20 protein-coding genes are annotated in these 22,351 nt (G+C 43.7%); 13 read left to right on the top strand and 7 right to left on the bottom strand.

Translation table 11 applies throughout. From position 1 onward, the window contains the following. Positions 1 to 31 precede the first annotated feature (31 nt). The gene (locus tag E0D70_RS01560) at positions 32 to 967 is read left to right on the top strand and encodes a LysR family transcriptional regulator (RefSeq protein WP_133010498.1); all 936 of its coding nucleotides are present in this window, start codon (positions 32 to 34) and stop codon (positions 965 to 967) included. Positions 968 to 991: 24 nt separating this feature from the next. Here the strand turns inward: E0D70_RS01560 and E0D70_RS01555 are convergent, their stop codons facing one another. After that, positions 992 to 3,361 (bottom strand): bifunctional diguanylate cyclase/phosphodiesterase, encoded by a 2,370-nt coding sequence (locus tag E0D70_RS01555; protein ID WP_133010497.1) that lies wholly within the window; start codon positions 3,359 to 3,361, stop codon positions 992 to 994. 191 nt (positions 3,362 to 3,552) lie between these two features. Between E0D70_RS01555 and dbpA the strand changes: the two genes are divergently transcribed. The 6 genes from dbpA to hemG all read left to right on the top strand — a co-directional run bounded on the left by dbpA (position 3,553) and on the right by hemG (position 11,619). After that, positions 3,553 to 4,935, top strand: a complete 1,383-nt coding sequence (dbpA, locus tag E0D70_RS01550; protein ID WP_240536925.1) for an ATP-dependent RNA helicase DbpA — start codon at positions 3,553 to 3,555, stop codon at positions 4,933 to 4,935. A 65-nt stretch (positions 4,936 to 5,000) separates the two neighbouring features. After that, on the top strand, positions 5,001 to 5,369 hold the full coding sequence (locus E0D70_RS01545; protein ID WP_133010495.1) for a VanZ family protein: 369 nt from the start codon (positions 5,001 to 5,003) through the stop codon (positions 5,367 to 5,369). Positions 5,370 to 5,792: 423 nt separating this feature from the next. Then, complete coding sequence (xdhA, locus tag E0D70_RS01540; RefSeq protein ID WP_133010494.1) at positions 5,793 to 7,235, top strand: xanthine dehydrogenase small subunit; 1,443 nt, start codon at positions 5,793 to 5,795, stop codon at positions 7,233 to 7,235. Then, positions 7,228 to 9,624: a xanthine dehydrogenase molybdopterin binding subunit gene (xdhB, locus tag E0D70_RS01535; protein ID WP_133010493.1), complete on the top strand. Its 2,397-nt coding sequence runs from the start codon at positions 7,228 to 7,230 to the stop codon at positions 9,622 to 9,624. Before xdhA ends, xdhB begins: the two co-directional genes overlap by 8 nt. Positions 9,625 to 9,634: 10 nt before the next feature. Next, positions 9,635 to 10,936 carry a guanine deaminase gene (gene guaD / locus E0D70_RS01530; protein ID WP_133010492.1) on the top strand — a complete coding sequence of 434 codons (1,302 nt, stop codon included), beginning with the start codon at positions 9,635 to 9,637 and terminating at the stop codon, positions 10,934 to 10,936. Between the two features lie 140 nt (positions 10,937 to 11,076). Further along, positions 11,077 to 11,619, top strand: coding sequence for a menaquinone-dependent protoporphyrinogen IX dehydrogenase (gene hemG / locus E0D70_RS01525; RefSeq protein WP_133010491.1), 543 nt, complete (start codon positions 11,077 to 11,079; stop codon positions 11,617 to 11,619). Positions 11,620 to 11,827: 208 nt separating this feature from the next. Here hemG and E0D70_RS01520 read toward each other — a convergent pair whose 3' ends face one another. Continuing rightward, positions 11,828 to 12,331 (bottom strand): hypothetical protein, encoded by a 504-nt coding sequence (locus tag E0D70_RS01520; protein ID WP_133010490.1) that lies wholly within the window; start codon positions 12,329 to 12,331, stop codon positions 11,828 to 11,830. Positions 12,332 to 12,528: 197 nt separating this feature from the next. On the opposite strand from E0D70_RS01520, the gene E0D70_RS01515 reads away from it, so the two are divergent. Continuing rightward, positions 12,529 to 13,854, top strand: a complete 1,326-nt coding sequence (locus E0D70_RS01515) for a multidrug effflux MFS transporter (protein ID WP_240536923.1) — start codon at positions 12,529 to 12,531, stop codon at positions 13,852 to 13,854. Positions 13,855 to 13,986: 132 nt separating this feature from the next. Here E0D70_RS01515 and E0D70_RS01510 read toward each other — a convergent pair whose 3' ends face one another. The 3 genes from E0D70_RS01510 to E0D70_RS01500 all read right to left on the bottom strand — a co-directional run bounded on the left by E0D70_RS01510 (position 13,987) and on the right by E0D70_RS01500 (position 16,340). Further along, positions 13,987 to 14,586: a TetR/AcrR family transcriptional regulator gene (locus E0D70_RS01510; RefSeq protein WP_133010489.1), complete on the bottom strand. Its 600-nt coding sequence runs from the start codon at positions 14,584 to 14,586 to the stop codon at positions 13,987 to 13,989. A gap of 173 nt (positions 14,587 to 14,759) precedes the next feature. Beyond that, positions 14,760 to 15,533, bottom strand: coding sequence for a 2OG-Fe(II) oxygenase family protein (locus tag E0D70_RS01505; RefSeq protein ID WP_133010488.1), 774 nt, complete (start codon positions 15,531 to 15,533; stop codon positions 14,760 to 14,762). Between the two features lie 405 nt (positions 15,534 to 15,938). After that, positions 15,939 to 16,340, bottom strand: a complete 402-nt coding sequence (locus tag E0D70_RS01500) for a GNAT family N-acetyltransferase (RefSeq protein ID WP_133010487.1) — start codon at positions 16,338 to 16,340, stop codon at positions 15,939 to 15,941. 346 nt (positions 16,341 to 16,686) lie between these two features. Between E0D70_RS01500 and msrA the strand changes: the two genes are divergently transcribed. Further along, entirely contained in the window at positions 16,687 to 17,313 is a 627-nt protein-coding gene (gene msrA / locus E0D70_RS01495; RefSeq protein WP_133010486.1) for a peptide-methionine (S)-S-oxide reductase MsrA, read from the top strand. Positions 17,314 to 17,605: 292 nt separating this feature from the next. Here msrA and E0D70_RS01490 read toward each other — a convergent pair whose 3' ends face one another. Beyond that, positions 17,606 to 19,021 (bottom strand): hypothetical protein, encoded by a 1,416-nt coding sequence (locus E0D70_RS01490; protein ID WP_133010485.1) that lies wholly within the window; start codon positions 19,019 to 19,021, stop codon positions 17,606 to 17,608. A gap of 1,071 nt (positions 19,022 to 20,092) precedes the next feature. Between E0D70_RS01490 and E0D70_RS01485 the strand changes: the two genes are divergently transcribed. Together E0D70_RS01485 and E0D70_RS01480 are read left to right on the top strand one after the other, a co-directional pair. Further along, on the top strand, positions 20,093 to 20,617 hold the full coding sequence (locus E0D70_RS01485; RefSeq protein ID WP_133010484.1) for a hypothetical protein: 525 nt from the start codon (positions 20,093 to 20,095) through the stop codon (positions 20,615 to 20,617). 120 nt (positions 20,618 to 20,737) lie between these two features. Further along, complete coding sequence (locus E0D70_RS01480) at positions 20,738 to 21,274, top strand: HEPN domain-containing protein (protein WP_133010483.1); 537 nt, start codon at positions 20,738 to 20,740, stop codon at positions 21,272 to 21,274. A gap of 68 nt (positions 21,275 to 21,342) precedes the next feature. Here the strand turns inward: E0D70_RS01480 and E0D70_RS01475 are convergent, their stop codons facing one another. Next, positions 21,343 to 21,516, bottom strand: coding sequence for a hypothetical protein (locus E0D70_RS01475; RefSeq protein WP_207923177.1), 174 nt, complete (start codon positions 21,514 to 21,516; stop codon positions 21,343 to 21,345). Between the two features lie 231 nt (positions 21,517 to 21,747). Here E0D70_RS01475 and E0D70_RS01470 point away from each other — a divergent pair, with 231 nt between their 5' ends. Both E0D70_RS01470 and E0D70_RS01465 read left to right on the top strand, forming a co-directional pair. Then, positions 21,748 to 22,005: a type II toxin-antitoxin system Phd/YefM family antitoxin gene (locus E0D70_RS01470; RefSeq protein WP_133010482.1), complete on the top strand. Its 258-nt coding sequence runs from the start codon at positions 21,748 to 21,750 to the stop codon at positions 22,003 to 22,005. Further along, positions 21,993 to 22,292, top strand: a complete 300-nt coding sequence (locus tag E0D70_RS01465) for a type II toxin-antitoxin system RelE/ParE family toxin (RefSeq protein ID WP_133010481.1) — start codon at positions 21,993 to 21,995, stop codon at positions 22,290 to 22,292. Before E0D70_RS01470 ends, E0D70_RS01465 begins: the two co-directional genes overlap by 13 nt. Positions 22,293 to 22,351 lie beyond the last annotated feature (59 nt).

The raw sequence follows: 22,351 nt of genomic DNA, 5'->3' as shown, positions 1-22,351 counted from the left end.
TATCGATAGGCATTCACTGTTCGGAGGTCACATGGAAGTAAGATGGCTTGATGACTTTATTGCGCTCGCAAAAACGCGACACTTTTCACGTGCAGCGGATGAACAAAATGTCACCCAACCAACCTTCAGCCGTCGTATCAAACTGCTTGAAGAAGAAATGCGTGTTACCTTAATTGACCGAAATACCCTGCCACTGTCTCTTACGCCAGCAGGCGAAGTATTTTTACAAAGCGCAGAGCTAATTACACGCCAACTTAGAGACACCAAAGAGCGTTGCCAAGAGATACGCAAACAAGAAGAATCTCAAATTCGCTTTATTGCGACACAAACCCTGTTCCTAAGCTTTTATAAAGATGCCATTGCGCCCTTCTGCGAAAGCATCGGCATGGAAATGGACGTCAATATGAAATCGAGCTCTTGGCTAGGTATCGATTTTGTTAATGCTTTAGTCAATCAACAATGTGACTTAATGCTTTGCTATTGGCACCCTGCTATTAACTTTATTCGGGCTTTAGATGAAGAGCAGTATGATTATCTGGTCATCGGCGAAGAAACACTAATTCCTTGCAGTGTTACCGATGAAAATGGTGAGCCGAAATACAGTTTACCTGGCATGAAACGCAAGCCGTTGCCGTATATTGGCTATTATGAGAATTCTTTTTTACAACCAATCATCAGTCACCACCTGCAACGCCAACGTGAAGTTCCACAATTACAAACACTGAACGAGAATTACCATTCGATCAGTGTTAAAGCGATGGTTAAAGAAGGTTATGGTATAGGTTGGGTACCAAAGAGGTTGATGAAAGATACATTAAGCTATGGAAAAATCGCATTAGCAGGAGAAGAGAATTGGCATATTCCGCTGGAAATACGCCTTTATCGTTCACGCTTAAACCTCAACCCAAACCTTAATCAGCTTTGGGAAAGTTTAAAAGAAAGAATGGCGCGCAATAATACTCTTTAACCCTAAAAATTCACGGTTTTTAGCCTAGCCATCAAAGCTATCGCCCTGTTTCTCGTTGAGCGCGACTATCATAGGGTCACTGGCCATAGAATTGGCACCTAGTGCTTTACTAAATAAATACCCTTGACCTATATCGCACCCGTATTCTCTTAGGCGCTCCATTTGATCCACTCGAGTAATCCCTTCTGCAATTACTTTAAGATTAAGGTCGTGACTTAAATTGATGATCGCTCTAGTGAGGGCATCGTGATCACTATCTTCCATAAAATCACGAATAAATACCTGATCAATTTTAACATAATGAAAGGGTAAATCTTTTAAATAACTCAAACTCGAATAGCCAGTACCAAAATCATCAATCGCAAGTTTAATGCCCAATTTACTGACTTGTCGTAGCAACTCAGCGCAGCCTTTGGCATCCTCAATTAGAATAGATTCAGTAACCTCAATTTCTAATAAACTAGGATCAATCTGATACTTATCCAACAATGAAAGCAGATGAGATAAGAAATTAGGACGTTTTAGCTGTGCAGCAGAACAATTGATCGCAATAGGAGGAACTTGAACGCCTTGTTCCTTCCAAATCACTAAATGCTTAAACGTCTGCTCAAACACCCATTCACCCAACATCAGAATAATGCCAGACTGCTCTGCGATGGGAATAAATTCCATCGGCGAGACAGTACCTAACTCGCTATCTTCCCAGCGCAATAAAGCTTCCATGCCAACACATTCTTTTGTGTTTAAATCCACTTTAGGTTGGAAATGCAATTCAAGTAAACTATTTTGAAGCGCATAACGAAGTCGCGTTTCAATGCGCATATTTCGGGAAATTCGCGCCCCCATAGCACCATCATAAAAATAGTAAGTTGCCCGTCCAGCGGATTTTGCTTCATACATCGCCATATCGGCGTTTTTAATCAGTGTTTCAGCATCCTGCCCATAATCTGGATAAAGTGCAGCACCAATTGAACAACCTATGTTCAAGGTTCCACCTTCGACAAAATAACTTTGGCTAATTTGTAGGATGACTTCCCTACATAGACGCTCTAGAAATACGCATGCTTTTTTATCGTCTAGTACCATTAATACTAAAAACTCATCCCCCCCTAATCGACCAATAATAGCCTTGTCGGGTAAAACAGATTTTAAACGTTGCGCTACTTTTACTAAAAGCTTATCCCCAGTCTCATGACCGAAAGCGTCATTGATTGTTTTAAAGTGATCAAGGTCTAAGAAAAAAACCACTAACTTGTTCGCGTTCAACTCACAGGTTTTAATCAGCTCATCGAGCTCTTTCTGAATTTTATAGCGACTGTACAAGCCCGTTAATCCATCGATTTCAATTTTCTCATTGGCTAAAAGCAATGTCTGATTATAAGCATTCGATAGCAAGCGCACATACCAACTTAATAACAGAGCCAGTAAAGTGAAAAGAATAAGCGCCCCTAATATTAGCGTCCAATCAATCAACCCTAAAAGGTCTGAGCTATTGCGAGTATCTACTCGCCAATTTCGGCCACCATAATAGATATTAGTTGTATTAAAATGTCCTTTTTCCCAATGACTTATATGCTCTGCATTGATATTGATATCAGTTCTTGAGTCTGCAAACCATACTGGGGTCTGACTACCCTCCGTAATATCCGCTATCCGATAAGCGACGCCTCTTATACCTGGCACATTAAGCTGTCTCACCAAACCATTTACTTCAAAGATAATGCCTACAATGCCATAAAAACCAAACTCATCCGTCACTCGATTTTTTATGTTATCCAGTGGTATATAAATAGAACGCCTTAATGCAAATGACCTCGTTTTTTGTTTAACACCCTCAGATGAAAATGTGGGCAATTCAGACATTTCAAAGCCTTGGTAGCTTCTAATTTGTTGAATGACATCGCGATTGGAGTAAGTGTCTGACAGTAGATCAAAACCAGGATTAGTAAAAAATGGATAGCCGTAAGTTAACGGTAGATATTCTTTTCTTATTTCAGATGGCGTAATCTGGAACGCTGACAATCCCGCTAAACCTTGTTGCTGGGTAACATAAGTATCACGCTGAGAATGTGGCACATATTTCGCGAAATAGACTCGTAGGGTATTATTTTTTTCTGTTGATTCAAGCTGTCGACTAGCTCGTTGAAAAATAGGATTGGTAAGCGGCTCATCCATAGACTGGACCATAATCGCAACGCCCGCTACTTCACGTCCGTATTGCGCTAACGCATCTTTTAAACGTGTAATAAATTGCTCAGTCGCAATATTTTCATCCAGCATAAGATGCTGCTTTTCTTCGTGATAAAGAGCAAGACTCGTCACCACACCACAGAAGAAAACGATACTAAATACGATAAGATACGCGTTTTTTACATAACGTTTTTTTTGAGTCATTAGCCACCCAGCTCGGTAATTTCCACGTTCATTCAAAAAGCTCGTTCCCTGTAAAGCAGCGTCTTTTTATATTACTTATAACTTTACTCAAAATGACGCATCGACACACCTTATTATTTGTAAAAACCAACAACAAAAGTCCTTTTCTGTTATCCTTACCCCCTATTTATTCTACTATAGACAGGCCTTTTGTGACCCAGTTTTCTCTCTCTTCAGACATTGTTCTGCCGCCTAAATTAATCGCTCTCCTTACGGACATGGGATTTACGGCTTTTACACCTATACAGGAGCAAAGTCTCCCTACCATTATTAATGGTAAAGACATTCTAGCTCAAGCTCAGACAGGGAGCGGAAAAACATTAGCGTTTGCCATCGGTCTTTTGCTTAAAATTAATCCACGCTACTTTGGTGTACAAGCTCTAGTCATGTGCCCAACACGTGAATTAGCAGACCAAGTATCCAAAGAAATTCGTAAAGTTGCGCGCTACTTAGAAAACATTAAAGTACTTAGTCTATGTGGTGGTATGCCATTTGGCCCACAAATAGGTTCCTTAGAACACGGGGCTCACATCGTTGTGGGTACACCGGGGCGTTTAATGGAACATTTGCGCAAAGGCACACTAAAATTAAACGCACTTAGCACGCTAGTTTTAGATGAAGCCGACCGTATGTTAGACATGGGCTTTGTTGATAGCATTCGCGAAGTGGTTGAACTCACACCAAATGATCGTCAAACATTATTGTTCTCTGCCACTTACGGTGACACGATTGAAGCCATCAGTGCGGAATTTCAAAATAACCCGATTGCCGTTAAAGTCGAAGAACAAGAAGATTTAAAACCTAATATTGAGCAATTCTTCATTCGTAGTGAAAACGCAGTAAAATGTGAGACGTTATTAGCTGCTTTACAACACTTTGATCCACGCCAAGTCATTGTTTTCTGTAACACTAAAATTGAATGTCAAAAAGTGGCAGATTGGCTAGGCGAACATAAAGTGGCCGCTCAAGCAATTCATGGTGATTTAGAACAGAAACAACGTGATCAAGTATTAGTCCGTTTTAGTAATCAAAGTAGTTGTGTTTTGGTTGCTACTGACGTCGCCGCTCGCGGTATCGATGTAAAAGAAGTGGATCTCGTTGTCAACTACGACACGACCCGCGACACAGACGTTCATACTCACCGAATTGGCCGTACCGGTCGAGCTGGCGCCTCTGGTATTGCGGTTAACCTTGTGACCTCTAAAGACGACTACAAGATCCGCGACATCGAAACTCGCTTTGGTATTCAAGCTAACTATGTGGAATTAGAGCCTCTTGATCCTACCTATCGCTTAGTCCCTAATAAAGCCACCATCGCGTTTGATGCTGGCCGTAAAAGCAAACTGCGCCCTGGTGATATTTTAGGGGCACTAACCGCTGGTATTGGTCTGGATAAATCTCAAGTGGGTAAAATTGATATCTTTGATTTTCAAGCTTACGTCTCCGTGGAAGGCAAAGAAGCCAAACGCGTTGTAAAAGAGCTAGAAAACAAAAAAATCAAAGGTCGCAACATTCGTGTTCGCATCTTGAACTAAGCACCACACTCAGTTTCTAAACTGAGTAAATAGACGCTATAAAATAGAAGTGATAAATAACAACAATGCTCGTTAATAACCAGCCATTCTGGCAATCGCCAACAACACAACTTATTGGTTTTGTTGCTGGCTGGTTGTTAATCAGCATAGTGACCTTAACACCAATGGAGCAGCTTCCAGCGGTAGCAGGATCGGACAAACTTCATCATGTACTGGGGTTTTCTGGATGGTCATTGTTATGCGTTTTCGGCCCTCGAAAACGCTTCTTCATCATCGCACTGTTTATTTTTCTATGGGGTGGCGCTATTGAACTTATTCAACCCAGCGTAAATCGACATGGGGAATGGGCAGATTTCATTGCAGACGGAATCGGTGTATTACTAGTGACTCTTGCTGCTCTTATTTACTCTCGCTTCTCCCAAAAGACGCCATAGGTTCTCCGTTACAGAAACAATGACAACGGACACTTCATCACCTTATTTCCCTCAAAACACAGAAACAAAGACACCACAATTAGTTAACGATCTAACCCGTACCAGTCAGGCTACCTAAAGCACTCTTATCGTCAAATGGACGCTAGTGTTAGGCCGCACCAAAATAGACATAAACCTCTCTGTTTTAGTGCATAAAATAAAAAATCGTCAAAGGTTTGACAAAACATAACCGATCGGTCAATGTTTTAAATTCGCTGTGTTAATTTGTTTATTTATCACATTAAAAATACAGCTAACTAAACCCGCTTTACACCGTTATCGCAGAAAAAAAGAACTTAAAAAAACACGTAAATACGCGTTTAATGAGCAAATCAAACCAGTCATCAGCATGACAAAGAGCAGACCGCTTTCGGGAGAGACAGAGTGATTCAATTTTTACTGAATCAAGAGCTTCGCCAAGAAGACAACCTAGATCCAAATTTGACAGTATTAAATTACTTGCGCAATGAGCGAAACAAGACAGGCACCAAAGAAGGCTGTGCCTCTGGTGACTGTGGCGCCTGCAGCGTGGTGTTGGCAGAAGACATCAACGGCGACTTACGCTACCGCAGTGTGAACGCCTGCCTGACATTTGTGTCTGCTTTGCATGGCAAACAATTAATTACCGTTGAAGACCTAAAGCACCAACAAAACCTACACAGCACCCAACAAGCGATGGCCGATTGCCATGGCTCTCAATGTGGTTTTTGTACCCCTGGTTTTGTGATGTCTCTGTTTGCGTTGCAAAAAAACACCGAGCAATACGACCAAGCTCAAACCAGCGAAGCCTTGGCCGGAAATTTATGCCGTTGCACTGGCTATCGCCCTATTTATGAAGCAGCCAAACAAAGCTGTGAAAACCAACAAAGCGACCATTTCGATGCTCAAGCCGCGCAAACCATTGCTCGTTTAAAAGCCATCAAACCGCTTAGCAACACACAACTGACTGGCAAAAACCGTCATGTCTATTTGCCGACCTCCACTCAAGAGTTGGCAGAACGTTACCTGCAACACCCAGATGCCCATTTGTTAGCCGGCGGCACCGATCTCGCCTTAGAAGTGACACAATTTCATCGCACTCTCGATAAGCTGATTTATCTTGGCAATGTCAGCGAGATGAAACAAATCACAGAAACAGACGGCATGATTGAGATTGGCGCGGCGGCCCCACTAACAGATTGTTATTCTATATTATCCAAACACTACCCAGACTTTGGCGACCTATTACATCGCTTTGCCTCACTGCAAATTCGCAACCAAGGCACCCTTGGAGGCAACATTGCCAATGCCTCTCCGATTGGTGATTCGCCGCCATTATTGATTGCACTGGACGCTAAAGTACAACTAAGACAAGGTGACAAGACGCGCCTAATTCCTCTGGAAGATTACTTTTTGGATTACAAAAAAACCGTTCGTCAGTCGAGCGAGTTTATCGAAAAAATCCTCGTACCAACGCCGAACCTTGCTACTTTCAAAGCTTATAAGGTTTCGAAGCGCCTCGATGACGATATTTCTGCCGTCTGCGCCGCAATGAATATTGAGATTCAAGCAGGTCAGGTTGTCAGTGCGCGCCTTGCGTTTGGCGGTATGGCGGCGATACCAAAACGCGCCAGCCATTGTGAGCAAGCTCTAGTCGGTCAAGCATGGACTCAAGCCACGATAGAAGCCGCTTGTGGCGCTCTTGCCCTTGATTTCACCCCACTAAGCGACTTTCGAGCCTCGAAGGAATACCGCCAACTAGTGGCGCAAAATTTATTGCGCAAATACTTCATCGAAACCACCTCGAATCCCGATTATCTGATCACGCGAGTAACGGCCCATGTCTAATCATTCCGCCCCAGAACTCAGCCAAACAGAGCTAGAAAGCGCCTTCAAAGCCAACCTTAAAACGGGCGTTGGACGAGGCATCAAACACGAAAGCGGTGACAAGCACGTCAGCGGTGAAGCGCTCTATATAGATGACAAACTTGAGTTCCCGAACCAACTCCATGTCTATGTGCACACCAGCACCTACGCCCATGCCAAAATTCTTAACATAGACACCAGCGCTAGCCTGACTATGCCTGGTGTCGTGTCTATCATCACCGCGCAAGATGTGCCCGGTGAATTGGACGTTGGTCCGGTATTAAAAGGCGACCCATTGCTTGCCGATGGCATCGTCGAGTATTACGGCCAACCCATTGTCGCAGTGGCCGCCACCAGCCATGAAGCCGCCCTGCAAGCCGCTAAAGCGATTAAGGTCGAATACCAACCGCTGACGCCGATCCTGGACGTCAAAGAAGCGCTTGAGAAACAACACTTTGTGCAAGACAGCCACCAACTTGTCATCGGTGATAGCGCCAGCGCACTGGAAAAAGCGTCTCACCGCTTGCAAAACGAACTCTATATTGGCGGCCAAGAACACTTTTACCTTGAAACCCAAGTCGCCTCAGTAATGCCCACCGAAGACGGTGGCATGATTGTCTATTCGAGCACACAAAACCCCACCGAAGTGCAAAAGCTGGTCGCCAGCGTACTGGGTATTAGCATGAATAAAGTCCTGGTCGACATGCGCCGTATGGGCGGTGGCTTTGGTGGCAAAGAAACCCAAGCGGCACCAATCGCCTGCTTGTGTGCGGTGTTTGCTCACCTCACCGGACGCCCCACCAAGATGCGCCTACCGCGCGCAGAAGACATGTCGATTACCGGTAAACGCCATCCATTTTACGTGCGCTATGATGTCGGTTACGACGACGACGGCCGTGTGTCGGCACTCAATATGGAACTCGCTGGAAACTGCGGTTACTCACCTGATTTATCAGGCTCTATTGTGGATCGCGCCATGTTCCACGCGGATAACGCCTATTTCTTCGAACATGCCACCATCACAGGCTATCGCTGCAAAACCAACACAGCGTCAAACACCGCTTACCGAGGCTTTGGCGGTCCACAAGGCATGGTGCCAACCGAAGACATGTTCGACGCCATTGCGCGCAAACTCGGCAAGGACCCATTAGACATTCGCCGCGTAAACTATTACGGCATCGACGAGCGCAATATCACCCCTTACCATCAAACGGTAGAGCACAATATTCTGCCAGAGATCACCGAAGAGCTGCTCGCTACCAGCGACTATTATGCTCGCCGCGAAGCGATTAAAACCTTTAACGCCACCAGCCCGATTCTGAAAAAAGGCTTGGCCTTTACTCCCGTGAAATTTGGCATCTCGTTTACCAACTCGTTTCTGAATCAAGCCGGCGCTTTGATCCACATTTATACCGACGGCACGATTCACTTGAACCATGGTGGCACCGAAATGGGGCAAGGCTTAAACACCAAGGTTCAACAAATCGTTGCCCAAGTGTTCCAAGTGGAAACGGACAAAATCCAAGTCTCTGCAACCAACACAGAAAAAGTGCCTAATACCTCGCCGACTGCGGCGTCTTCCGGCACTGACCTAAACGGCAAAGCGGCGCAAAATGCGGCCTTGATAATCAAGCAACGTTTAATCGATTTTCTGATCAGTCATTATCATGTCTCGTCAGAAGACATTGAATTCAACAATGGTCAAATCAAAGTGCGAGACACTTATCTCTCCTTTGAATCTTTGATTAATTTGGCGTATTTGAACCAAGTTTCCCTGTCGAGCACCGGCTTTTATAAAACCCCAAAAATCCATTATGACCGCACTACAGCCAGTGGCCGACCGTTTTATTACTTCGCCTATGGGCTAGCTTGCTGCGAAGTCATCGTCGATAGTTTAACCGGCGAATATCACTTCACTCGTACCGACATTCTTCACGATGTGGGGGCGACACTGAACCCAGCCATCGACATTGGTCAAATCGAAGGCGGCTTTGTACAAGGCATGGGCTGGTTAACCAGTGAGGAACTCGTGTGGAATGAACAGGGTCGCCTCATGACAAACGGCCCGGCGAGCTATAAAATCCCCGCTATCACGGACATGCCGAATGATTTACGCGTCACATTAGTAGAAAGCCGTAAAAACCCAGAAGACACGGTTTATCATTCAAAAGCCGTTGGTGAGCCGCCATTTATGCTCGGCATTGCCGCTTGGTGTGCGATCAAAGACGCTGTCGCGTCGGTGGGCGAATATCGCTTCCACCCAGACATTGACGCGCCAGCCACACCAGAACGTGTGCTGATGGGCATTGAATCCATTCGAAAGCAATCCGTTCAAAAACAATCGAACCGAAAACAAACGAACAACCCGTAAGAGAGATCTAATGAGTCAACGAAAAGCGTGGCGCGCCGCCATCGTACATTGTATTGCCGACCCTAAAGACGTTGGTGTAGAAAACGCCTATGAGTATTTTGAAGATGGCTTACTGATTGTCGATGGCGACAAGATCAGCGCCATTGGTCACGCCAAAGATCTATTGCCTAGCCTATCAGCGGACACCCTTGTGGAGCACCACCCTGATGGCGTGATCACCCCTGGTTTTATCGATACGCACATTCATTATCCGCAAACCGACATGATCGGCTCTTACGGGGAACAATTGCTGACTTGGTTAAACACTTATACGTTTCCAGAAGAAGGCAAGTTTCACGATAAAAGTCACGCTCGTGACGTTGCCGATCGTTTCTTACAAGAATTATTGCGTAACGGCACCACCACCGCCTTGGTGTTTGGCACGGTTCATAAAGTCTCTGTGGAGGCATTTTTTGAAGCCAGCGAAGTCCATAACCTACGCATGATTTGCGGCAAAGTCATGATGGATCGCAATGCGCCCGACTTTTTAACCGACACACCAGAAACCAGCTACCAAGAAAGCAAAGAACTGATCGATACTTGGCACAATAAAGGTCGTTTGCATTATGCCATCACCCCTCGTTTCGCGCCGACCAGTTCAGACGAACAACTTAAACTGGCTGGTAAGCTGCTCAACGAATACGACGATGTCTACATGCACACGCATTTGTCCGAAAACAAAGACGAATGCGCTTGGGTACAAGACTTGTTCCCCGCCAGCAAAAACTATCTCGATGTGTATGACCAACACAAACTATTGAGCGAACGCTCAGTGTTTGCCCATGGCATTCACCTGTGCGACAGCGAATACCATCGTCTGCATGAAACCGGCTCAGCGATTGCGTTTTGCCCAACGTCTAACCTCTTTATCGGCAGCGGTTTATTCAAATTAAGCAAAGCCGAAGAACACAAAATTAACGTGGGTATGGGTACCGATGTTGGCGGCGGCACTAGCTTTTCTATGCTGCAAACGCTAAACGAAGCCTACAAGGTCATTCAGTTACAAAACGAAAACCTTAGCCCGATAAAATCCCTGTATCTGGCGACGTTAGGTGGCGCAAAAGCCTTGCGTTTAGAAGATAAAATTGGCAACTTAGCCGTCGGCACCGAAGCGGACTTTGTTATCCTAGATAAAAAAGCCACGCCTCTTCTCACCTCTCGTCTTGCCCTTTCAAAAGGCATTGAAGAAAGTTTATTTGTCTTTATGACCTTAGGGGATGACCGAGCGATTAAAGCAACGTATTCAGCGGGACAATGCGTCCACCAGCGCTAATCTACCACTGCTGACCTGATGTTTATAAAGAGCCAAGCGCACTCTTGATGAGTGCGCTTTTTGATAAAATACCGCTTAGCTGAAGTCGCTTTTTCTGACATACTGACTCTCACCAACTTTGCATTATTAATGAGTGCTTTATGACCAATACGCTTATTTTGTATTCCAGCGTCGATGGACATACCCAAGAAATTTGTCAGCGCATCGCCCATCAAATCGAGACTCAGCAACACAGTGTCACCCTCCTTTCTATTGACGCAATGGCAGCCAATAACACCGGCACTATCTCGCTGGCTGAGTTCGACAAAATAGTCATCGGTGCCAGTATTCGTTATGGCAAACACAGAAAAAATGTCGGCCAGTTTATTCACCAGTATAAAACCCTGCTAAACAGTAAGCCTTGCGCTTTTTTTAGCGTCAACTTAGTGGCTCGAAAAGCCGAAAAGAATACCCCAGACAGCAATCCTTACCTGAAAAAACTACTGACAGAGTCCGACTGGCAGCCTCAACTAAAAGGCGTTTTTGCTGGAAAAGTAGATTATCAACAATACCGTTTTTTTGATCGCCAGATGATCCGCATGATTATGTGGATGACGAAAGGCCCGACCGCCCTAGACAGCGTTATTGATTATACGGATTGGGCAAAGGTAGACGATTTCGCGCAGGAAATTCATAAACTCTAACACTCTAGTGCTATTTCAATGAGCTCTCATTCACCCAAGCAAAGCTCTCTGCTACAATGACGAAAAATTGAAATGGAAAACCTTACATTATGAATTTTGCTATTATGGCGCTTGGCGCATTTGCTATTCTGTTCGTTTTTTTCGCATTAACCATTGCCTTAATGCTGCTAAAAAAACACAAAGAAAAGAAGTAATTGTTCCGCTACCACTAGGGATACAAGCGGACGATACCTGTTTCTCCTGCCATATCACCGACAATCCAGACTTTTTCAAACGCATGAGGGATGGGGATGTGAATCAGATATTCAAGAGATTTAATATCCTCTTTGCTCCACGCTGGGTGTGCGTTGCGGATGACCAACCAAACACGCTTCGATTTGTACTTTTTGCCTGACTTGTTTTCTAAAATTCGATTTAGCGATTGTAACAACCGAGTATCCGCTGGCTCACTTTCAAGTTTATGCAATACTTCGCGAGTTTTACTGGTTAAATCACGCCCTAAAATCGCCATGGCTTCTTCCTCATCCCCGTAAAGGTGAGCGATTTCTAAATCTAAAGGTTCGCCTTCTAAGAGACAAGAAACATCTGGGCGAATCGGATCATTATGCCAAATATGGCGAATTTTCTTGCCTGTATTACGCTCATACCAACGCATAAATAACTTGGCAGCTTGATGCTCTAAAGCAATTTTTTCTTCTTCGCTGTGAGACATAAATCCTCCCTTTACTACGGCATGGAGACTTTTCTCTTGGTGCTTTTCATCAATAAAGCATAGAAGAAAATACTCAATCAAGTATCACCTGACTTTATTAAACCCTCAAATGCGTCATAAGAACAGCTCTCACTCAAACGCATATTAGCGCTCATCCGCCTCAACTAAGTATCAATTTCCTTATAACGCTCTCCTGCTTGAGAACAATATTAGGTTATAATGCCGGGCCCGTTTTTTCGACGGACCCTATTTATTGCCATCTACTTGGATACGTTATGGAAAATCATCAAAACAGTACGACGTCAGGCATGTCATCGAAAGAATTTACTATTCTGGTTGCGCTGCTCATGTCGATTGTTGCCATCTCAATTGATGCCCTACTACCGGCCCTTGGCATTATCGGCAAAGACCTTAACGCCGTGTCAGCCAACCAACCTCAACTGCTGATTAGTATGCTGTTTTTAGGCATGGCGATTGGCCAGCTTATCTGTGGTCCACTGTCGGATTCACTAGGACGTCGTCCGGTGCTCTTTGGTGGCTTTGCCATCTATTTGATTGGCACGGTTATTTGTTATCAAGCAACCAGCTTGGAAACGCTCATGGTTGGTCGTTTTATTCAAGGGCTCGGCGTTGCAGGACCTTATATTTCCGCCATTTCTCTCGTACGAGATTTGTACCACGGCTCGCAAATGGCACGCATTATGTCATTGGTGATGATGATTTTTATGTTGGTTCCCGCCATTGCACCAACACTAGGCCAAGCCATTTTATTGCTCGATGATTGGCGTGGTATTTTTGAAATGTACTTGGTGTATGCCGTCATTTTAATCGTTTGGATTCTGTTCCGATTAAAAGAAACCTTACCCAAAGAAAACCGTATTCCTTTCACTCAAAAAGGCTTTTACGAAGGTTTCAAAGAAGTACTGACCAACCGCATTACCGCAAGCTACACAATCTGTATGGGACTATTTTTTGGTAGCTTCATCGGCTATTTAAACTCCGCTCAGCAGATCTTCCAAGTACAGTTTAAAACCGGCACCCTGTTTTCTCTCTACTTTGGCTTACTGGCCGTGGTACTGGGAATTTCATCCTTGATCAACTCTCGTATCGTCGAAAAACATGGCGCAAAACACATTGCTTTTCGGGGCATCTACAGCGTGGTCATCGCATCCGCCCTGTTTCTCCTCTTGCACGCCTTTGTCACTATTACCCTGTGGATGTTCTTAATCTATGCGGCGGTATTTTTCTTCTGCTTTGGTTTATTGTTTGGCAACATCAATGCCTTGGCCATGGAACCCATGGGGCACGTAGCAGGTATCGCCTCTGCCGTGATCGGCTCAGTGTCTTCAATCATGTCGATGATCATAGGCACTATTATTGGCCAGATGTACGACAACAGCCTTATTCCCATCGCCAGTGGTTTTACCCTATTTGGAGCCATCGCCTTGGGGATCATGTATTGGGCTGAGAAAGGCAGAATAGAAGAAACGGAAGAAGAGCTTAGTGAGGCTGAGTCTGTTTAAACTCACTAATAGGCTTCTATCTATTAGTGAGCCTATTAGCCGTTGTTTATAAATGGCTATTTATACATAGCTATTTATAAATGGAATGTGATCTATAGACAGCCACCATAAAAAGCAAAAAGCCGAGTCGTGTTACTCGGCTTTTTTATCAATAATCACCGCTAACTGGCGCTCTAATGCTTCGACAGGCAAGCTTGTTTGATTCAGCAAACTGGGCATTAACACCGCTTCTTTACTGATTGCTTTCAGCGCGAAAAAGTACTCAGAAGACACCTGATGTATTTCTAACCAAGCGAGTAATACTCGCTCTAAAACCGCTTCAAACTGAGCAAACAACGCCACGGTAGACGCGGCCATTTTATGCTGCTCACCCAGTAAAATACGATACACAGCCAAACGTTCAGAACGACTCGACCACGCTTTCCACAAGGCAATCCAACCGACTAAAAAAGCCTGATGATTCACTATAGCCTTATGGTTCACTGCTGACCGAGCTTGCTGTTGATCCGCTAGAACTTGCGTCATCTCAGTGTCTGCTTGCTCAATAAAGTACTCAAGCACAGACTCCCACAACACCAACTTCGTGGGAAAATTACTGTAGACCGTGGGCTTAGACACCGCCGCCGTGATCACCACTTGATCGATACTCGTGCCTTGATAGCCTTTTTTGGTAAACAGCCCCGCCGCCGCACTGACAATCTCGCCCTTTTTACTGGGTCTTCCTCGGGCCACGCCCTTCTCCTCATCACTCTTGATCTTGTGAAACATTCTAACCCATTGATTCAGAAATGTTTCACTTTCGTTTTCACTTTCGTTTTCACTTTCGTTTTCACTTTGTCTTAAGCGATCGGAGTAAGGCTCCAGAAAATAGCCATTAACTGGCCCTAACGGTGATTTTCTCTGGATTACAGAGCAAACAGCACATCACTGCGAATAATGTATTTTACCCCTTCCGTAATGACAGTAGAGCCATGCAAACAATGCAATGGATGACTACCATGGGGGAAGAAAAGCAAGCCACCAACAGGGGTACGAACATTGACTTCTTGAGCGTTTTTCAACTTTCTCGCGGGCAAATCAGGGTTGCTTTTATCCACCAAAAACTGTGTTTCTCCGCCCTCGAAATTCTCACTCAAGAAAATCAAACAGGTATATAAGCTATAACGATCGCCAAAGGAATCTACCACTGGCTTACCATTAATAATCCGACTACCAGGCCAAGCGCCATCTGTATGAGTACTAAAAAAATCACCAGATTGGTAACGATAAAAACGGCAGCGCTGATTCAGCCCCAAGACTTCTCTTTGCAACTGGGTAGTTTCTTTCGCGAAAAAAGAAGAGATACGCTGCCAGACAGCACGCTCTGTTGCATCATCTATGATCCAATTCAGGTTCATATTATGACGAACATTACGACCAAGAGACACAGCAGCATCTTCTGTGTAGCCCATGGTTTCTGCCGCCTGAATAAAAGAATCACACTCTTCTTGGGAAAACACATTTAATAATTGAAAAGCCCCTGGAACGCCTGCAATCTCTTTCCGTTCAATGCTTTTTGGGGATGAATTCGACAATGACAAAGGGTTGTCGTTTACACTTCCCCAAAGTGGCAAGCGATTTGAAATACTGCCTGATTCATAGGCGGCAACGAAGAAGTGTTCTGAATTAATTTGGTTCATTATTTAGGGATTCCTTGTATTTCAAGAATGAGATTTTCAGGAGCGCGAACAAAGATCTGCTTAACCGGCGAATCTGGCACAGCACCGTTGGCATACTCATGAGCAATGTCTAACGTCTAGCGCAATGGCGTTAAAAAAACGGACGCGACAATAAAGAAAAAGGGGAAGCGGCATTGTACAGACTATAAAATAGCGAGAGGGACATCGACAAACCCATAACGACCGTGAAATAGCCACTGCTTCAGTGACTTGACCATTATGATATCGGCTCGGCGAAAGACTTAACACAAGCTCACGTTTGAATCATTTACTAATTAAATTAGAGAATCCTACAAACTAGGACTGGCGGGAGCTTCAGCGGGAGTGAGAACACTCGAAGCGGCATAAATAATTGTCGCGGTAGGCTCAAGCTAGCTTTTTGTACATGCCATAACCAGCAGGCGCGGTGTGCTGATATCCCAGCTTTTCATAAAAGCCCGGCTTGTCGCCGATCAAGGAAACATAGGAGCCTTTTTGCGCAACAGACTGCAAATAGCCGTCAATACGCTCCATAATCAACTTACCCAAACCACACCCTTGATAACCAGGGTCCACAGCGATATCCACCACTTGAAAGAAACAGGCGCCATCACCAATCACTCGCCCCATACCTATCAGCATGCCTTGATCACGAATACAAAGAGAATACAGCCCATTTTCTAAGCCTATCTCAGCCGCAGCCAACGACTTTTCTGATAGCCCAGCTGCAACGCGCAACTGACAATACTCTTCAGGGAGAGGAGCTTGCTCTAGCACATCAACATCCATTTCATTCGACCCTTATTAATAAACTTTTCCAAGTATAGCAATAGAGAAGCTATCGCAGAACAGGCATTTCATACTCGGCCGGTGTAGCAGATTTAGGGGACTAGGCTGTGCGCCACGCCAGCTATAAACTCTCACGATAACGCCAAAGCGATTCTTCTCGATTCCACGGGAGCGGAAGTGCTGTTCATGAGAACGGTCGCAATCAACGAACCTTCGAAAACAATGAACCTTCGAAAACAATAAGCGAATAAAATCAACTTGCGGAAATTTTTATCTGACCTTAACTGTAATAAACACGCCCTCACCTACGTCAGAGTATTAACTTAAGACAAACAAGGCCTTCATTATGCCAATAACAAAACGACTAAAAACAACGATCGGGCTCGGCGTACTCGCCGGCATCACTTTTTATATGAGCGCCGCGAAAGCAGAAACACAAAGCATGATAGTTGCCGGTGGCTGTTTTTGGTGTGTCGAATCTGACTTTGAAAAAGTACCAGGCGTCTTAGACGTAGAGTCCGGCTATATTGGCGGCCACACCAAAAACCCAACTTACGGTCAAGTATCAGGCAAACACACAGGTCACTTTGAAGCCGTTATAATCAAATACGACGACACAAAAACCTCCCTAGCGGCCTTATCAGACTACTATTGGAAAACCATCGACCCAACCGACCCAAACGGCCAATTTTGTGACAAAGGTGCTCCATACAAAACCGCCATGTTTTATCAAAACGAAAAACAAAAAGCCGTCTTCGATGCTTCATTAGCAAAAGTAGAAGAAAACAAACCCTTTAGCGCCAAAATAGTCACCGAAATCCTACCTGCCAAAACCTTCTACTTAGCGGAAGATTACCATCAGGATTACTACAAAAAGAACTCATACCGCTACCGCTTCTACCGCAGCAGCTGTGGCCGCGACAACAAGATCGAAAGCCTCTGGGGAGAAGTCGCCAGCGAAGATTACCATTGAGTCGGCTAATAAAATTTAACGACCATAAGCTCTCATGAATAACGCCAAAGTAATTATTCGGTGAGTGTTACCGTCTGGCGCTAGTTTCTAGAAAAAGGGTTAACGTGTATTCATCCATTCAGCAGCATATTCTGGGTGAAAGCCGAGTGGCTTGAGAACAAATGAAGCTCATTAATTCTGAGAATTAACGGTTGATAGATACAAAAAATCCGATTAAGAAAGCTTAATCGGATTTCTGTGGCGACTTAATTAAATTCGGCCCTTAAGCGAACAGAATTTTAAGCTATGCCGTTTAGCGCTGGACTATCTCTGCATTTTTCGCTTTGAAGCCGTCTTTGATTTCAGAGCCTTTCAACGTGATGACACCTTGACCTTTGACCTTAAGCCCAGATTTTTTACCAGTGTCGTTTCCTTCCGTTTCACTATTTTCAATTAATGCGGTGACCATACCGTCATCTTTTGATTCCAAAGTAATACCTTTACCGTGGTTCTTTTTAGAGTTAACAGAAGAAATCAGAGCGTTTAGATTGCCGTTGTTTTCTTCCGTTACTTTAAAGCCATCATCGGTATTGCCGCTTGCGTCAGTTCCTACAATAGTGATATCGATGCTGCCGTCACCTTCTTCATCAAAATCCAGACCTTCATCCAAATTGTTGCGAATAGTGGAAGCGTAGATCACCGCTTGAATACCACCATTTCCAGCTTCATCAATATCAAAGCCATCATCGAAGTCGATACCGAACTCATAGGCTTCTACAGAACCGTCTTTGTATAGCTCTACTTCACGCTCAAAACATTTGTCATCAGGAGAACCCGTAATGGCTACAGGCACATTGCTGGCCATCATTACACCTTGCTTAAATTCAGCTTCGGTCGGTGATGGTAGTAAGTTTTCTAATAGGTCTTTCTGGCAGTATCCGCCATTATTAGAAAAGTCGACGTTGCTGACGTTAACAATGACACTACCGTCTTGCCCTTCATCAAGCTCAACACCATCCGCACCTACTTTAACGAACCTAGATTGATGTGCAGTGAAGTGGATATCGCCTGCATTACGCTCGTCTACACGTAGACCATCGCCATCGACTCGGCCATAACCAATGTCGTGAACATGAACATTGTATGCATTCACCGCGATCGAAGCTGGTGAACCACCGCCTTCGCCGCCAGCGCCAGCACCACAGTTCTCGGCGATATCACAATCAGACACGTGGATACCGTGACCCGCAACACCGCTTACCTCAACATCATTTAGCGTTACTGTCAGAGTGCCAGTTTGATCGTTTCGAACGTTTACGAAGATACCTTTACCAGCTTCACCATCAAGGTCGCCACGGTTTTCAATGCTAAAACCACCTGGGCCTTCGAATTTCAATCCACTGATATTGACATCAGCACCTTCCGTGATAGACAGCAGGTTAATATTTTTGTCAGTTTCAATCGTCTGTCCGCTACCGTAAATAGAGATTGGGGCTTGACCGTTATAGACAAGAGTTGAATTAATCTCGATCTCTTCCTTAGTCATCACGATGATATTATTTGCTTTACCTGAGGCGACGGCCTCCAGTGCCGCACGCATTGACCCTTCGCCACTGTCTTTACCGTTAATCACCTGAATCGGTGCAGCGTAAGCCGTAGTTGTCAGCAAAGCAGCACCGATAGACAGAGTAAGCGCTTTCAACATGTGAGTACTTTGTAGCATGAACATTGGAGATACCTTTGAATTATCGTAGACATAAAGAATCATCACAATAAACTTACGAAGTGACATTTAAATGACAGTTTGTCAGTATTTTGTCATTTTTATTTTTAAGGAATGTATTTAAAGGGTGTTGAGAAGGCATTGAGGTTAATCAAAAGTAAAAAAAACTAATCAAACTTAAACGCATGAAGACAGTTATAACCCACAACGTTATAAACTAATCTCCAAGATAGAAATTGCGATGATGGATTTACAAAGCAAAATCAGTGAAAACCTTTCGCAAAGCCTTTGGAGTCATCAACGGTTTAGGTTTGCCACAGATTGGAATGGACACGATGACTTGTCCCTTCCCCTTTTTTCTTCCAAGAAGGCTAGGATGGGGTGCACTGGCACTAGAACTTGTGGGTTGGAATACCTAAAAAAGAGCAGCCAATCACTAGAGATTATCTAAAGCCAATCATCGGTTAAAGTCGAAATAATCGGTGATGTTATGTACTGCCAAGGGTCGAACCCCTTTTTGCCCTACAAACCTTATTCTAACCAGAAACACAGCTTCAAAAAGGGCTTTGACCTGACTTTCATCTCACCACTCGACCATCACCAGCTCAATCGGTGTTTCTCTTCGAAACTGCCGCCTACCTCATCGAAAACGCCGCTTGACCTTGTTCTAGGCACTCGCCTTGCCTCCCTGATCGCTATCTCAATGCAAAAACCGGACTCTAATAGCCTAAATTTAATCAGTCAATTCATGATAGAAAAAATTAATAAGTAGAAAGGTTATTTTTAAACCAGCCTATTACTTGCTCATTTAGCCATTTTAAATGACTATATTTTGACCGTTTACACTGGCATAAAATAAAAAATCGCCTTAAGATCAATGATTAAGTATTCACAGTGCTGAGATAAGAGGCTGGGGATAAAAGGGATAACACGCACGCTCGTTTAGCCAGTTTTTGGTTTTGTGAATATGTTTATAAACTGATTATAATTCAGTGAGTTATAGGGATATTTGAATAAGTTTGAAAATGTGTAAACGCGCATGCGCACTATTAAGCTGTTATGTGCTTAAGGAGTTTGATGAATATCTACTGCCATGAACTTGCATCATATAGAAGAGAGATTGATGCGCTATCAACTGATTATGAGAACGGCTGTAAAGAAGGTAACCTCACACATTTCTCATTAGCACTAAGTAACAGAACTAATTTATTGGTAATTGGTTTATGTTCCCTAGTAGAAGCGCATTTATACGAAATAGCGCAAAAAGCAGAAGCTGATGTTTCTTTTAAAATAGATGACTTAAAAGGCAATGGATTATCTCGGTTAAAAACTTTTATTACCCGCTCAAAAGGAGTTGATTTTGGTAAAATTAATACCTGGGGTGAGTTCCATCAAATCTATCAATTAAGAAATGCATTAGTTCATGGGTATGGTGGCTTAGTAGATTCCGTTGATATTGCTAAGGTTGAGAAAGCGTTAGAAACCTTAAAGTGCAGCGATGCTTTGGTTGGCGGTAGAAGAATAAGGCTTACGCCAAATTCTTTATCTAAATTTTGTAGCATCGTCGAAAACACTATTGAACAGGTTGAAATTCGCACATAACAAGCTGTTAAACAAGGACAAAAAACAGTTGGCTTTTGCTCCTTCGTCGCTAATTTTAGCCAACAATTTTTTGCCTGTTAACAGGGCGTTAGAATTTCAATCAACTATGGATATCAATTAATGAGTGAAGCAGGGAAATATTTTGAATGCTCTATAAAAGATGCTGAAGAATTACTTATCAGATTTGATAAGGAAAATAACACTACATCAAAACCAAATTCTGAGACATTAAAGAGAGCTGGTATGGTAATCGCTATGGCTGCTTGGGAAACTTATGTAAAAGATCGCTTCAGAGAAGAAATCGACTTTTGGTTAGCTTCCGTCAATGGAAGTCTTCTTGGTAATTTTGTCCAGAGAAAAGCAAATGAAGATTTAAAACGCTTTTTCAATCCAAACACTGACCGTATTAAACAATTATTTAAGAGTTACTTTGAAATAGATATTACATCAGGTTGGGTTTGGGATAACTATCAAGCACCGCAGGCTAGAAAAATGTTAAATGAACTAATAGCCAAACGCGGTGAAGCCGCGCATATTGCGAATACAGATCCATGTGGCGCTCATATTGTAAAGCGAGATGATCTTGATAAAGCTATTAGGTTTTTAAAAGGCTTAGTTAAAGCAACTGAAAAAGTTGTAGTGGTAAAAAAATTCTAATCGGGTAGCCGGAGGTATCTAACCTCCAGCCCCCACAACACGCTGCATGCGGCTCCGCACAGGGCGTTTCACTTAGGATGGTGAAGCGCGATCCAACCATCACGCAACGAATAAAGTCCTCCGAATTTTAAGTAAGCAAGTGATAAAGCTTGATTGATCCCCGGAGTTTTAGCACTGCGCCACGGCCCTTTACAGGTGATACCACACGCAACTGCGGCCTGAACATGCACACCTAATCTCATTAAACTTCTTACTTTAGTGCGCGGCTTTCGCCACTGCCGCCAATAGGCCATTCGTACTCTACGCCTGATCCAATGATCCAGATCGACACTAAGCCGGAAGTTTTGCAACAGCACCACTGCGTTCTGTGGCTGCAAAATCCCGCTTATGCGCGACGTTATCTGTATATTTGTAACCTCGATTTTATGTGATACTATTGTGATACATTCTTCAATTTTTAAATAGGATTCCTCATGAAAGTTGAACTTGTTACGACGCTTAAGCGTCAAGCCACTAAAATTTTAGCGGATCTTCATATATCAAAAGAACCAGTGTTGATAACTGAACATGGACAACCATCTGCGTATTTAGTCGATGTTGAAGATTATGAATTCATGCAGCAACGAATGGCAATTCTTGAAGGCGTTGCACGTGGTGAACAAGCAATTAAAAATGGTCACACATTTTCTAATCAAGAAGCAAAAGAGAAAATGAGCAAATGGCTGAAATAGTATGGACATCACCCGCTCTCGATGACCTAAACGAGATAGCGGAATATATTGCTGTAAGTAACCTTTCTGCGGCTAAAAAATTGACTCAAAAAGTATTTGATAAAATATCTAGGTTAGAAAACCATCCTGAATCAGGTGAAAGACCGCAGGAGTTAATTAACTTAAATTATCGTGAAGTTGTTGTTAATCCTTGTCGTATTTTCTATAAAGTAGATAACGACAAGGTTTATATTTTGCATGTGATGCGACAAGAACGAGATCTTCGTAGGTTTCTTCTACAGGGTTAAATACGGCCATACAAGTAATCCAAGTGCGGCTTTAAACATGCCTGTCCTGATAAATCCCC

The organism is Marinomonas flavescens (assembly GCF_004352835.1).
Classification (GTDB): Bacteria; Pseudomonadota; Gammaproteobacteria; order Pseudomonadales; family Marinomonadaceae; genus Marinomonas; species Marinomonas flavescens.
Note: the sequence above shows the minus strand (reverse complement) of the source record. Positions and strands in the feature narration are given on the sequence as shown.